At 72.4% G+C, this 13179-nt stretch carries 16 protein-coding genes; 9 read left to right on the top strand and 7 right to left on the bottom strand.

Annotated features, from left to right (window positions below; genetic code table 11):
- Nucleotides 1-51: 51 nt before the first annotated feature.
- A complete protein-coding gene (locus TR42_RS02680; RefSeq protein WP_042212787.1) occupies nucleotides 52-795 on the bottom strand; it encodes a DUF4386 domain-containing protein in 744 nt (247 codons plus the stop codon).
- Between the two features lie 39 nt (nucleotides 796-834).
- The gene (locus TR42_RS02675; RefSeq protein WP_236623303.1) at nucleotides 835-1923 is read right to left on the bottom strand and encodes an NAD(P)-dependent alcohol dehydrogenase; all 1089 of its coding nucleotides are present in this window, start codon (nucleotides 1921-1923) and stop codon (nucleotides 835-837) included.
- Between the two features lie 148 nt (nucleotides 1924-2071).
- On the opposite strand from TR42_RS02675, the gene TR42_RS02670 reads away from it, so the two are divergent.
- The 9 genes from TR42_RS02670 (at nucleotide 2072) to TR42_RS02630 (ending at nucleotide 9513) form a co-directional block, all read left to right on the top strand.
- Nucleotides 2072-2695: a TetR/AcrR family transcriptional regulator gene (locus TR42_RS02670; protein ID WP_236623302.1), complete on the top strand. Its 624-nt coding sequence runs from the start codon at nucleotides 2072-2074 to the stop codon at nucleotides 2693-2695.
- Nucleotides 2696-2713: 18 nt separating this feature from the next.
- Nucleotides 2714-3445 carry a DNA repair protein RecO gene (gene recO, locus TR42_RS02665; protein WP_042212783.1) on the top strand — a complete coding sequence of 244 codons (732 nt, stop codon included), beginning with the start codon at nucleotides 2714-2716 and terminating at the stop codon, nucleotides 3443-3445.
- A gap of 174 nt (nucleotides 3446-3619) precedes the next feature.
- Nucleotides 3620-4315 carry an HAD family hydrolase gene (locus TR42_RS14705; protein ID WP_042212781.1) on the top strand — a complete coding sequence of 232 codons (696 nt, stop codon included), beginning with the start codon at nucleotides 3620-3622 and terminating at the stop codon, nucleotides 4313-4315.
- Between the two features lie 50 nt (nucleotides 4316-4365).
- The gene (locus tag TR42_RS02655; protein WP_042212779.1) at nucleotides 4366-5385 is read left to right on the top strand and encodes a phosphate/phosphite/phosphonate ABC transporter substrate-binding protein; all 1020 of its coding nucleotides are present in this window, start codon (nucleotides 4366-4368) and stop codon (nucleotides 5383-5385) included.
- On the top strand, nucleotides 5385-6212 hold the full coding sequence (gene phnC / locus TR42_RS02650) for a phosphonate ABC transporter ATP-binding protein (protein ID WP_042212777.1): 828 nt from the start codon (nucleotides 5385-5387) through the stop codon (nucleotides 6210-6212). Before TR42_RS02655 ends, phnC begins: the two co-directional genes overlap by 1 nt.
- Before the next feature lie 5 nt (nucleotides 6213-6217).
- Entirely contained in the window at nucleotides 6218-7045 is an 828-nt protein-coding gene (gene phnE, locus TR42_RS02645; protein ID WP_042212987.1) for a phosphonate ABC transporter, permease protein PhnE, read from the top strand.
- Complete coding sequence (phnE, locus tag TR42_RS02640) at nucleotides 7042-7875, top strand: phosphonate ABC transporter, permease protein PhnE (RefSeq protein WP_042212775.1); 834 nt, start codon at nucleotides 7042-7044, stop codon at nucleotides 7873-7875. The genes phnE (TR42_RS02645) and phnE (TR42_RS02640) overlap by 4 nt, the downstream gene beginning before the upstream one ends.
- Nucleotides 7876-7888: 13 nt before the next feature.
- The gene (locus tag TR42_RS02635; protein ID WP_201770764.1) at nucleotides 7889-8710 is read left to right on the top strand and encodes a MurR/RpiR family transcriptional regulator; all 822 of its coding nucleotides are present in this window, start codon (nucleotides 7889-7891) and stop codon (nucleotides 8708-8710) included.
- Between the two features lie 47 nt (nucleotides 8711-8757).
- The gene (locus tag TR42_RS02630) at nucleotides 8758-9513 is read left to right on the top strand and encodes an isoprenyl transferase (RefSeq protein WP_042212770.1); all 756 of its coding nucleotides are present in this window, start codon (nucleotides 8758-8760) and stop codon (nucleotides 9511-9513) included.
- 9 nt (nucleotides 9514-9522) lie between these two features.
- Here TR42_RS02630 and TR42_RS02625 read toward each other — a convergent pair whose 3' ends face one another.
- The 5 genes from TR42_RS02625 to TR42_RS02605 are packed head-to-tail and all read right to left on the bottom strand — an operon-like array spanning nucleotide 9523 to nucleotide 13105.
- Nucleotides 9523-10077: a DedA family protein gene (locus tag TR42_RS02625; protein WP_042212768.1), complete on the bottom strand. Its 555-nt coding sequence runs from the start codon at nucleotides 10075-10077 to the stop codon at nucleotides 9523-9525.
- Complete coding sequence (locus TR42_RS02620) at nucleotides 10077-10490, bottom strand: Fur family transcriptional regulator (RefSeq protein ID WP_042212766.1); 414 nt, start codon at nucleotides 10488-10490, stop codon at nucleotides 10077-10079. The genes TR42_RS02625 and TR42_RS02620 overlap by 1 nt, the downstream gene beginning before the upstream one ends.
- Nucleotides 10487-11290 carry a metal ABC transporter permease gene (locus tag TR42_RS02615; protein WP_042212986.1) on the bottom strand — a complete coding sequence of 268 codons (804 nt, stop codon included), beginning with the start codon at nucleotides 11288-11290 and terminating at the stop codon, nucleotides 10487-10489. Before TR42_RS02615 ends, TR42_RS02620 begins: the two co-directional genes overlap by 4 nt.
- Nucleotides 11291-11319: 29 nt before the next feature.
- Complete coding sequence (locus TR42_RS02610; RefSeq protein WP_236623301.1) at nucleotides 11320-12147, bottom strand: metal ABC transporter ATP-binding protein; 828 nt, start codon at nucleotides 12145-12147, stop codon at nucleotides 11320-11322.
- Complete coding sequence (locus TR42_RS02605) at nucleotides 12140-13105, bottom strand: metal ABC transporter substrate-binding protein (RefSeq protein ID WP_143058873.1); 966 nt, start codon at nucleotides 13103-13105, stop codon at nucleotides 12140-12142. Before TR42_RS02605 ends, TR42_RS02610 begins: the two co-directional genes overlap by 8 nt.
- Nucleotides 13106-13179: the final 74 nt, after the last annotated feature.

Below are 13179 nucleotides of genomic sequence, written 5' to 3'. Positions count from 1 at the left end.
ACGAAGCCCCGCCGCACCCGGGTGGGTGCGACGGGGCGGCGCGGGCGCGGCTCAGGCCGCGACCAGGTCCGGCTCCCGGCCGGGGAGGACCTCCACCGCGCGCGGTGCGCGGGTGAGGAGCCAGACGGTGAACCACACCTCCGTGACGATCGACGCGGTCGCGACGATCGCGAGGAACGCCCCGCCGAAGTCGGCGTAGTTGGCGAGCAGGAGGTGGGCGACGGTGTCCGCCACGTAGGCGGCGCCCGCGATGCCCAGGCCGTAGCCGAGCGCACGGGGCCCGATGTGCGAGGCGACCAGGATGCGGCCGAGGACCGCCAGGTGCAGGCCGAACGCCACGAGAGCGAGCAGCCAGGTGATGTCGAAGGCCTCCATCGCGAGCCCGGTCCAGGCCTCGCGCTGGCCCGCGTCGAGGCCGGCGACGATGTCGCCGCCGACCGCGAGCTGGAGGGCGAGGTACATGAACGTGATCGCGGGGATGAACGCGACCGTGTAGGCGAGGCGGAGCCAGGCGGCGAGCAGCGAGCGGCGCTCGCCCGTGCGGCGCAGCAGGACGTGGAGCGCCCACGCGATGCCGATGTCGATCATCGCGATCGCGGCGAAGCCCGCGATGCCGAAGCGGAACGTGGTCTCGTTCTCGGCGATGTTGGCCATGGTCGCCGCCGGGTCGTCGAGGACGACGAGCTGGTTGCGGACCAGGAAGTTCGCTCCCATGGCGAGGAGCACGATGGCGATGTAGCCGAGGCCGGCGAGGCGCGCGGCTGACCGGGGCGAGAGGTCGGTGGGGACGTTCATCAGGGGATCTCCTGTCGGGACGATGCGGTCGGGACGCGCTCAGCCGGCGTCGCGGACTCGGACGACGGCCTTGCCGGCGATGCGTCCCGCGGCGAGGTCGGCGATCGCCGTGCTCGCGTCGGCGAGGGCGTAGGTGCGGGTGAGCGCGGGGCGGACGTCCCCGGCGACGATGCGCGCGACCAGCTTCTCGAGCGGCTCCGCGGCGGTGACGGACATCAGCCCGGACAGCGTCTGGCGCGTGAAGAGCGAGGCGAGCGGGGCGAAGAGCGCCCGGGTCGAGCCGCCCGTGATCGAGTCGCCGCCCTCGCCGCCCACGATCACGAGCGTGCCCGTGGGGGACAGGATGCGGCGCAGGCGACGCAGCGGCGTGAGGCCGCCGGTGTCGATGATCACGTCGTACTCGGCGTCCAGCGAGGTCACATCCGTGCTGCGGTAGTCGATCACGTCGGTGGCGCCGAGGTCGCGGACCAGGTCCGCCTTCGCGGCGCTCGCGACTCCGGTCACCGTCGCGCCGGCGGCCACGGCGAGCTGGAGGGCGTACGAGCCCACGCCGCCCGAGGCTCCGAGGACGAGGACGCGCTGGCCCTCCTGGATGCCCGCGCGCTCGACGGTGCGGAGGGCGGCGACGCCCGAGACGGGGACGGCGGCGGCCTCCTCGAAGCTCAGCGACGCGGGCTTGCGGACCAGCCGGTCCTCCTTGGCGATCGCGTGCTCGGCGTACGAGCCGGTCGCGGCGCCGAGCACCTCGTCGCCGAGGGAGAAGCGCGTCACCCCGGCGCCGATGCCGATCACCACGCCGGAGACGTCCTCGCCGGCGATGGGCTGACCCGGGCGGCGGAAGCCGAAGCCGATGACGCGGATGAGCAGCGGGCGGCCCGTCATGAGGTGCCAGACGCCGCGGTCCACGCCGCCGGCGCGGACCTCGATGAGGACCTCGCCCGGACCGGGCGTGGGCGCCTCGACGGTGTCGACGTGCAGGTGCTCGGGACCGCCGTAGCGACGCTGGACGGCGGCGCGCATGGTGGCGGTGCTCTCGGTCGCGGTCATGGTGTCTCCCGTGGATGCGGCGGCGGCGATGGTGGCGGCCGAGGCGGCGGCTGCGGCCTGGGCGGTGGTGCTGGCGGTCATGGTTCTCTCCCCGTGTCGTAAGCGTTCGTACTTAGTACGACTTGCTATGCTCGACCCTAGACGTACTTAGTACGACACGCAAGGGTTGGAGCAGAAAATGCCTACTACCAGGGAAGACGGTCGAAAGCCGCGGCTGTCACGCGAGCGCGTGCTGGCCGCTGCCGTGGAGATCGCGGACCGGGACGGGATCGAGGCGCTCACCATCCGGGCGCTCGCGGATCACGTCGGCACCAAGCCGATGTCGATCTACCACCACGTGGCGGGCAAGGAGGTGCTGCTCGACGGCATGGTCGACATCGTCTTCTCGGAGATCGAGAAGCCGCCGGTGGAGCTCGAGTGGCGGGACGCTCTGCGGGTGCGCTGCCGCTCCGCGCGTGAGGTGCTGGCGCGCCACCAGTGGTCGGTGCCGCTGCTCGAGTCCCGTCACCACCCGGGCCCGGAGCTCCTGGCCCATCACGAGGCCGTGCTGGCCACTCTCGACCGCGCCGGCATGCCGCTGCCGCTCGTCGCGCACGCCTACGCGGTGCTCGACAGCTTCGTCTACGGCTTCGCGATGCAGGAGGCGAACCTCGCCGTCCAGAGCGGCGAGGCGGACGCGGAGCTGGCGGAGGAGATCGCCGCGGCCTTCGATCCGGGCGCGTATCCGATGATGACCCGGTTCGCGATGGAGCATGCGATGCGGCCCGACTTCAACTTCGGGGACTCGTTCGACTACGGGCTCGACCTGCTGCTGGACGGGCTCGCGCGCGCCCTGCGCGAGGAAGGCGCCTGACGCGCGGGACAATGGACCGTGCCCCTCTACCGTGACGACGCCATCGTCCTCCGCACCCACAAGCTGGGCGAGGCCGACCGCATCGTCACGATGCTCACGCGGCGGCACGGCAAGGTGCGCGCCGTCGCGAAGGGCGTGCGCCGCACCTCGAGCCGCATCGGCTCGCGCATGGAGCCGTTCATGCTCGTCGACGTGCAGCTGTACGAGGGCCGCAACCTCGACGTGGTGAGCCAGGTCGAGACCAAGGAGCCGTATGCGCGGCGCATCGCCGAGGACTATGCGCTCTTCACGGCCGCGACCGCCATGGTGGAGACCGCGGACAAGCTGGTCGACCACGAGCGCGAGCCTGCCTGGGGCCAGTACCGTCTGCTGCACGGCGCTCTGGGGGCGCTCAGCCGTCGCGAGCACGATGCGAGCCTGGTGCTCGACAGCTTCCTGCTGCGGTCGATGGCGCTCGCCGGCTACGAGCCGAGCTTCTCGGACTGCGCGAGCTGCGGCCGCCCCGGACCGCACCGGGCCTTCGTGGTCGGCGGGGGAGGCGCGGTGTGCGAGACCTGCCGGCCCCCGGGGGCGGCGGCTCCTGCGCCGGAGACGTTCTCGCTGCTCGAGGCGCTTCTCTCGGGCGACTGGTCCGTCGCGGACGCCTCCGAGGTGCGGCATCGTCGCGACGCGGCCGGGCTCATCGCCGCCTACGCGCAGTTCCACCTCGAGCGCAAGGTGCGCAGCCTGGGGCACGTCGACCGGTCCTGATCGGGGCCTGCGTCGCTCGGCCGCGCGGCGGCCCTGCCCGCGCGCGCCCGCGCATCACGGCGATATTTAACAGGATGTTCACCTGCTCGTGGCCGTTCCGTCCATTTGCGTCCGCTACTTTGGACGCATCGTCCAGCCGGACGATGCGCTGGACGAGCCGACCGGAGGAACCCTGTGCCACGGACCGTGATCTTCGACTTCGACGGGACCCTCGCGCTCGGTGAGGGACCGCTCGACGCCTACGTGAGATGCGTCGACGAGGTCGCCCGGGTCGCGGGATTCGTGGAAGCGGCCGCGGTCGAGCGGGCGCGCATGGTCGCCGAGCCCGGCCTCTACCGCGACGCGTACCACGCGGTCGCGACCGCCGCCGACTACCTCGGCATCGGCTCCGACGCGATGTCCGCGGGCTACCTCGCCAGCCGCGAGCTGCTCGCCACGGACGCCGCGCCCATCGAGCCCGCCCCTGGGCTCGGCGACTTCCTGCGCCGCCTGCGCGAGCACGCGGACCTGGTGCTCGTCACCAACGCGCCCGAGACCCGCATCCCCGAGGCGCTCGTCGCGCTCGGGGCGGACGGCGTGTTCTCGCGCATCGTCTGCTCGGCGCGCAAGCCCGTCGGCCTGGCCGCGGCGATCGACGAGGCGCTGGCCCGCGGTCCCGTGCTGTCCGTCGGCGACATCGATGAGTTCGACCTGGCACCGGCGCGCGAGCGCGGGGCCGCGACGGCGCTCGTGGGCGCCGCGGCCTCGACCGGCGCGCACCAGGTCACCTTCGCCGAGGAGCGGCTCGAGCTCCTGTACCCGGCGATCGAAGCGTGGGCGGCCGGCACGGCGTCCATCGGGAGCGTGCCGTCCGGCACGGCCCACCCCTGAGCACGTCCCATCCCAGAGCACGTCCCACCCCAATGAAAGGCACGTCTGACATGCGCACCTCGCTCGTCTCCGCAGGCCTCGCCGCCTCGGCCCTCGTCGCGCTCGCCGGCTGCAGCGCCGACGCCGACACCTCCTCGTCCTCGTCGGCGGATGCCGCCGAGGGCGCCGACCGCCCCACCGAGATCACCCTCGCGCTGATCCCGAACGAGCAGGTCGACGACCTCATCACCTCGGTCGAGCCGCTCACCGACTACCTGTCCGAGGAGCTCGGCATCACCGTCGAGGGCGTCGTCACCAAGGACTACCAGGCCGCTGTCGAGGCCATCGGCTCCGGCCAGGCACAGATCGCGATCGCGGACGCGGGCTCGCTCGCGGCCGCCGAGGACCTCTACGGCGCGCACGCGGTGCTGCAGGACGTCCGCTACGGCGCGTCCTCGTACGCCTCGCAGTTCTTCGTCAACATCGCGAACGCGGACAAGTACTGCGAGGACGAGCCGGTCATGGCGACCTACGCCGCCTCGGGCACCGAGTTCCTCTACTGCAACGGCGTCGCCTCGGCCGAGGAGAACACCGGCGTCGGCCCGGTCGCGGTCGACGCGCTGAGCAACATCGAGGCCGGCACCAAGGTCGCGTTCGGCAACACCACGTCGCCCGCCGGCTACCAGCTGCCCGTGCTCATGCTCGAGGAGCTCGGCATGAGCATCGACGACCTCGAGCAGGTCCCGGTCACCGGCAACGACACGCTCATCATGGCCGTCTACAACGGCGACGCCGAGGTCGGCTTCTCCTACTGGGACGCGCGCTCGTCGATCTCCGCCGAGGAGGTCCCTGACCTCGCCGAGACCATCGTGGTCGTCGGCCTGTCGGAGATGTACCCCAACGGCGGCGTGGTCCTCTCGGACGAGCTCTCCGCGGACCTGCGCGACGAGATCACGGCGCTGCTCGACGGCTACTCGGAGGTCGACCCCGACACGCTGAGCAACATCTTCGGCCAGACCGACTGGGTGCCGGCGGACGCCTCCGCCATCGACCTCGCCCGCCAGGTCAACGCCCGCTTCAGCGGAGAGTGATGAACGACCTCACCACGCGGCCGGAGGCCGAGGGCGACATGCCCTCGGCCTCCGGGCCGTGGCCCGTCGAGCTCGACGACGTCACGGTCCGCTACCCGAACGGCGTCGTCGCACTGAAGAACGTCTCGCTGACCGTCGGCGCCGGCGAGATGGTCGCGGTGGTGGGGCTGTCCGGCTCGGGCAAGTCCACGATGATCCGCACCATCAACGGACTGGTCGCACCCACCTCCGGCAGCGTCCGCGTCGGGCCGCACGCCGTCAGCGAGCTGCGCGGCCGCGCGCTGCGCCACGCGCGAGGCGACATCGGGATGATCTTCCAGGGCTTCAACCTCGCCGACCGCGCGAGCGTGTTCCACAACGCGCTGGTCGGCCGCTTCTCGCACATGCCGACGTGGCGGACGACGCTCGGGCTCGCCACGGAGGCCGACCGCGCCATGGTGATGCGGTCGCTCGACTCCGTCGGCATGCTCGAGAAGGTCTGGCACCGGGCCGGCGCGCTGTCCGGCGGACAGAAGCAGCGTGTCGCGATCGCGCGGGCGCTGAGCCAGGAGCCCGCCGTCATGCTCGCGGACGAGCCCGTGGCGAGCCTCGACCCGCCCACCGCGCATTCCGTCATGGCGGACCTCGCCGCGATCAACGCATCCCGCGGCCTCACGGTGCTGGTCAACCTCCACCTCATGGACCTCGCGCGGCAGTACACCACCCGGATGATCGGCCTGCGCGCCGGCGAGGTGGTCTACGACGGCCCCGCGGCCTCCGCCACGGACGCGGACTTCGAGGCGATCTACGGCCGTCCCGTCCAGGCCCGCGACCGCCTGGGGGAGTGAACGGCATGACCCAGGCCCCCGCATCGTCCGTCGCGAAAGCGGCACCCCAGGTGCCGCCGAAGCCGCGGACGTGGCCGCGCACGCTCGGCATCGTCGCGGTGCTCGCGGTGCTGACCGCGCTCACCGCGACGCCCGCGCTGGGCGGCGTCGAGATCGACCTCGGCGCGATCGCGAAGAACTGGACCAACGGCGCGGACCGCATCGGGAAGATGCTCACGCCCGACCTCTCGGTGCTGCCGCGCACGTGGCAGCCGCTGCTCGAGACGCTGCAGATGGCGGTGGTGGGCGCGGCGATCTCCGCCGCGCTCGCGATCCCGCTGTCGCTGTGGGCCGCGCGCCCCACCAACCCGAACGCCCCGTTCCGCGCGGCGGTGCGCTTCGTGCTCAACGTCATCCGCGCCGTGCCCGACCTCGTCTACGCGACCATCCTCGTGGCGATGGTCGGCGTGGGCGCGCTGCCGGGCGTCATCACGCTCGTGCTGTTCGACATCGGCATCGTGGTCAAGCTGGTCTCGGAGGCCATCGACTCGGCCGACGCGGCATACATGGAGGCGGGCCGCGCGGCCGGCGGGACGCAGAGCCAGATCAACCGCCTCACGGCGCTGCCGCAGACCTGGCCGGCGTACGTCTCGCAGGTGATGTACTCGCTCGAGCTCAACGTCCGTATCTCGGCGATCCTCGGTCTCGTGGGCGCGGGCGGCATCGGCCGCCTCATCGACGAGATGCGCGGCTTCTACCGCTACGACGCGCTGTCGACCATCGTGCTCGAGATCCTCATCGTCGTGGTGCTCATCGAGCTCGCGTCGAACGTGCTGAGAAAGAGGCTGCGATGACCGCGCTCGCCGTCCGTGCCCCCGCGGCGCCGCCCAAGCCTCGTCGCCTCGCCGTCAAGGTCGCCTCGTGGACCGTCGCGGCGGTGGTGCTCGGGGCCTTCGCCGGCCTCGACATCGACTGGGAGGAGCTCCGCGAGCTCCCGGGCGACCTGGTGCACTACGGCACGCTCATGTTCTCCGACCCCGACTGGTCGATGCTGCCCGAGGCGCTGCTCCAGACGTGGCGCTCGGTGTCGATGGCCTGGCTGGGCGCGCTGCTCGGCGTGGTGCTGTCGACGCTGCTCGGGATCCCCGCCGCGGAGGGCGTCGGCCCGCTGTGGCTCCGCCTGCCGCTCCGGGGGTTGTTCGCGGTGATCCGCGCGGTGCCCGAGGTGGTGATCGCGATCATCATCCTCACGGTCACCGGCCTCACGCCCTTCACCGGCGCGCTCGCGCTGGCGATCGGCGGCATCGGCACGCACGCGAAGTGGACCTACGAGACCATCGAGTCCGCGCCGGGCGGCGTGGTCGAGGCGGTGCGCGCGAGCGGCGGCGGGCTGTCCGAGACGGTCCGCTGGGGGCTGTGGCCCGTGGTCTCGCCCGAGCTCGCGTCCCTCGCGCTCTACCGCTTCGAGATCAACGTCCGCACGTCCGCCATCCTCGGACTCATCGGCGTGGGCGGCATCGGCGACATGCTCACGACCTACACTCAGCATCGGCAGTGGGACACCGTCGGCGTGCTCATCATCGTGGTGATCGTGGTGACGATGTCCATCGACGCGATCTCGGGCGCGATCCGACGGCGGATCATGGAGGGGGCCAAGGCACGTGGCGTGGAACGGAGCTCCTGACGCACCGCCGACCGTGAGGATCGCGGCCCTGGTGCCGTCCCTCGCCCGCGGCGAGCGCAAGGTCGCGGAGGCGATCGCGGCCGATGGCGAGCGCGCGGTGGACCTCACCGCGCAGGAGCTCGCGGACGCCGTGGGCGTCGGGCGCGCCTCGGTGGTCCGCACCGCCCAGACCCTCGGCTACGAGGGCTATCCCCAGCTGCGCGTCGCCCTCGCACGGGAGCGCGCGTTCGCGGCGGCGGTCCCCGAGGTCGCCGAGGGCAGCCTGGGCGTGGTCCAGGCCGCGGTCGACCGCTTCGCCCGCGCGCTGCCGCACACCGCGGCGGCGCTGACCGAGGACGTGGTCGAGGCGTTCGTCGCCGCGCTCGACGAGGCCCCGCGCCTGGTCATCGCGGCGAGCGGCCTGTCCGCGCCGCTCGGGCACGATGTCGCGATGCGCCTCACGAGCGCGGGCCGTCCCGCGGAGTTCCTCTCGGACTCGCTCGCGCAGCACATCGCGGCCCGTCACCTGGGTGCGGAGGACGTGCTGTTCGTCATCTCGGGCTCGGGTGCGAACGCGGCCTCGCTGCACGCGGCCGATGCGGCGCGCGCCGCGGGCGCCAGGGTGCTCGCGCTCACGGCCTTCGCCCGCGCGCCCCTGGTCTCGCGTGCGACCACCGCGCTCGTGGTGCCGCCGGTGACGGACTCGTTCCAGGACGAGCTGCTGCAGACCTCGCGCGCCGCCTTCGCGCTGGTGATCGAGGCGCTGGTCGAGGCGCTCGTGGTGCGTCGCGGTCCGCGCGGCCGGGGCGCCCGCGAGGCGACGCTCTCCGTGGTCTCCGACAGCCTGGGGGAGTAGCGGCGCCCGGGGCGCCCGGCGCATCGTCCCCCCGCTAGCCTGTGCGCATGGTCTCCCGCCCCTTCCCGCACGCCTCCGGCGCGACCCCGCCCGCCCTGCCGCCCGAGGCGGTGCCCAAGCACGTGGCCGTGGTGATGGACGGCAATGGCCGCTGGGCGAAGGAGCGCGGGCTGCCGCGCACCGCGGGGCACGAGCGCGGCGAGGCCTCGCTGCTCGACGTGGTGGCGGGTGCGATCGAGATCGGCGTCACGCACATCAGCGCGTACGCCTTCAGCACCGAGAACTGGAAGCGCAGCCCCGAGGAGGTGCGCTTCCTCATGGGGTTCAACCGCGACGTGATCCGCCGCCGCCGCGACGAGATGCACTCGTGGGGCGTGCGCGTGCGCTGGGCCGGCCGCCGCCCCAAGCTGTGGAAGTCCGTCATCACGGAGCTCGAGAAGGCCGAGGAGCTCACGCAGGACAACACCACGCTCACCCTCACGATGTGCGTGAACTACGGCGGCCGCGCGGAGATCGCCGATGCGGCGAAGGCCATCGCGCTCAAGGTCGCGGCGGGGGAGCTCGACCCGTCCAAGGTGACCGAGAAGACCCTCGCGGCGCACCTCGACGAGCCCGACATGCCCGACGTCGACCTGTTCTGGCGGTCCTCCGGCGAGCAGCGCTCGTCGAACTTCCTCCCTTGGCAGGCCGCCTACGCGGAGTACGTCTTCAGCGACACGCTGTGGCCCGACGTGGACCGCACGCACCTGTGGGCCGCGATCGAGGAGTACGCGCGGCGCAACCGGCGCTTCGGCGCGGCCTGACGCCGGCTTTCAGGCGCCCTCGACGGGGGACGATGCGGCGGGCGCCTGGCGCTCGGGAGCAACGTCCTCGCGCGCGCGACGTCGCCGCACGACGAGCACCACGATGACGGCAGCGACCAGGAGAGCGGACACTCCGAGCGCCCACGGCGACATCGTGAACGCCTTGAAGGCCGAGTAGCCGACCACCAGGTAGGCCGTGGCCCACATGAGGCAGCCGGGGATCATCGCGAGCGTGTAGCGCCCCCAGTGCATGCGCGCGTAGCCGGCGCCGCCGTTGACCAGGGACTGGATGCCGACCGTGAGGAAGGACAGCGGGATGGCGATCCAGCCCCAGCGCTCGGTGAAGGCCTGAGCCTTGACCATCGCGGGGCCGCTGAATCGCCGCGCGATGCGGGCGCGCTTGCTGTGCTGCGCCTCGGCGCGGTCGGCGACGGCATCGGCCCCGGCGCGCGCCCACCGGGCGATCCAGTAGGTCGCCTGGGTCCGGAAGAAGACGATGCAGACGAGCGCGACGAACAGCCACCACCACGGGCCGTCCATGACGAAGTCGGGGATGCCGGGCATCAGCCCTTGTCCGCCGCGGCGCAGTCCGGGCAGACCCCGGTGAGCTCGATGGTGTGGCTGATCTCCACGTAGCTGTGCTGCGCGGCGATCCGGTGCGCGAAGTCCTCGAACTCCGGCACGTCGATCTCGACGGCCTTGCCGCACACGCGGCACCGGAGGTGGTGGTGGTGCTCCTCGCCGGCCTCGCAGCGGCGGTAGAGGGTCTCGCCGGACTCCGAGACGACCGCGTCGACCTCGCCCTGGTCGGCGAGGGCCTGGAGGCCGCGGTACACCGTGGCGAGGCCGACGGTCGAGCCCTCGGCGCGCAGGCGCTCGTGCCATTGCTGGGCGGAGCGGAAGTCACGCGTGTCGAGCACGTCCAGGATCTCGCGGCGCTGGCGGGTCATGCGGGGCAGGGGGGTGGTGGGCGTCATCGGCGCACCCCTTTCAGCAAGGTCGTGACCGCGGCCACGACGACGTACAGCACCACGCCGAGCACCACGATGAGCGAGCCGGGCTGGATGTCCTGGAACACGGTGATCCAGATGCCGGTGAGCGTGAGCGCGGCGCCCAGCCCCATCGCGAGGTGCATGGTGCGGGAGAAGGACCGGGTGAGCAGCTGCGCGATCGCGACAGGCACGATCATGAGCGCGCTCACCAGCAGCACGCCGACCACGCGCATCGCGACGGTGATGGTGACGGCGGCGAGCACCGCGACCACCATGTTGAGCGCATCCACGGGCAGTCCGGTCGAGCGCGCGAACTCCTGATCGTGCGTGACGGAGAACAGCGCGGCGCGGAGCCCGAGCCCGACGACGAGGATCAGCGCGGCGAGCCCGACGCTCATCCACACATCGGCCCAGGTCACGGTCGAGATCGAGCCGAAGAGGTAGCCGAGCAGGTTGGCGTTCGAGCCGCCGGCGAGCCCGATGAGCAGCACGCCGCTCGCGATGCCTCCGTAGAAGAGGATCGCCATGACGATGTCGGCGGCGGTGCCGCGCGAACGCATCCGCTCGATCACGACGGCGCCGATGATCGCGAAGAGCACGGCTCCCGGGATCGCCAACGCGTCCTGCCGCGCGAGGTCGAAGGCCGCGCCGGCGAGCCAGCCGGCGGCGACACCCGCGAGGGCGACGTGGCCGATGCCGTCGCCGAGCAGCGCCATGCGGCGCTGGACGAGGTAGGTGCCCATGACCGGGGCGGCCATGCCGACGAGCAGGCCGACGATGAGCATCCGCTGGATCAGCGGCTCCTGAAGCAGGGTCACGGCGCCTCCAGTCCGAGCGAGGAGCCGTCGCGGACGGGCGGATCGGCGTGGGGGTGGTCGTGGTCGTGGCCGGGCAGGGCGTGGACGCCGAGGTCCTTGGGCGGCACGCCGTCGTACGTGACGCAGCCGTGCTCGAGCACCACCGCGCGGTCGATGTGACGGCCGAGGGCACCGAGCTCATGGAGCACGACGACGATCCCGACGCCGTCCTCCTTGAGGTGGCCGAGCGTGTGCGAGAAGGCGACCTGGGACTCGAGGTCGACGCCGGCCATGGGCTCGTCGAGGATGAGCAGCCGAGGCTTGCGGACCAGCGCCCGCGCGATGAGCACGCGCTGCTGCTGGCCGCCCGAGAGGCGGGACACGTCGCGCTTGGCGAGGTCCTCGACCCCCATCGAGGCGAGCGCGGCGCGTGCCCGTGCCTTGGCGTCGCGCGGCGGGACGAGACCGCGCAGGCGCGACCCCACGCGGCCGTCGCGCTCGCGGCTGCCGAGCAGCCCCGAGGTCACCACCTCGAGCGCGGTGGCGGAGACGCCGCCGGCGGCCGTGATGCGCTGCGGGACGTAGCCGAGCCGGGCGCGCGCCTGCGGCGAGGCGGGGGTCCCGAACAGGTCGATCGCTCCGGACGTGGTGGGCACGGCGCCGACGATCGAACGCACGAAGGTGGACTTGCCCGAGCCGTTGCCGCCCATGAGGGCGACCACCTCGCCGGGGCTCGCGGTCATCGAGACGCCGTGGAGGATCTCCGTGCCCTGCAGGGAGACGCGGACGTCCCGCGCCTCGACCAGCGAGGGCGGGACGTCCGTGGTGAAGGACGGATCACTCACAGCCGAGCGCACCCTCCAGCGTCGCAAGGTTGGCGGTCATGACAGAAATGTAGTCCTCGCCGTCGGCGACGGTCTCGACCGGGCTCAGCACGCTGGTCTCGACGCCGACGTCGGAGGCCAGCGCCTCGGCGACGGAGGCGCTCACCTCGTCCTCGGTGAAGATCGTCGTGGCGCCGGTCTCGGCGATGATGTCCTTGATCTCGAGGATGCGGGCGGGCGAGGGCTCGCTCTCAGGGTCCAGTCCGGCGATGCCCTCCTGGTGGAGGTCGTAGCGGTCCGCGAGGTACCCGAAGGCCTCGTGGCCGGTGACGATGGTGTCGCGCTCGCACTGCGCGAGACCGGTCGCGAACTGCTCGTCGATCTCGTGGAGCGAGTCGTGGAGCGCCTCGGCGTTGGCGGTGTAGGTGTCCGCGTTGTCGGGGTCGGCGGCGGCGAAGGCCTGGCCGACGGCGTCCGCGTAGGCCGCGAGCAGCTCGGGGTCGAGCCAGAAGTGGGGGTCTGACGAGCCGTGGTCGTGCTCGTCCTCGTCGGCGTGGTCCTCGTCCGCGTGCTCGTCGTCCGTGTGCTCGTCGTCGGCGTGCCCGGACTCCGCGTGGAGCTCGACCACGGCGGCGGCGTCGAGGGCCTCGACGCCGGTGGTCGAGATCGCATCGTCCACGGCGGGCTGGAACTCCGAGAGGTACAGCGCGAGGTCCGCGGTGCCGAGCTTGCGCACGGTGGCGGGGGAGAGCTCGACGTCGTGGGGCTCGACGCCGGCAGGGGTCATCGACACGACCACCACGTGGTCGCCGCCCACCTGCTCGGCGACGAACTGGAGCGGGTAGAAGGCGGTCGCGACGGTGAGGGCGCCGTCGGTGGCGTCGGCGGAGGTGCCGCCCTCGGAGTCGGCGGTCGAGCATGCCGAGAGCAGGAGGGTCGAGGCCGCGGCGGCGGCGATCGCGGCGGAGGTCTTCTTCATGCGCACCATGGTAGGCCTTATGAGAATGATTGTCGAAATCAGGACCCGAGTCCCGGGTGCCGGGCGCGTCCTCC

Source organism: Demequina mangrovi (assembly GCF_000759715.1).
GTDB classification, from domain to species: domain Bacteria; phylum Actinomycetota; class Actinomycetes; order Actinomycetales; family Demequinaceae; genus Demequina; species Demequina mangrovi.
This window is presented reverse-complemented; position numbering and strand designations above follow the sequence as displayed.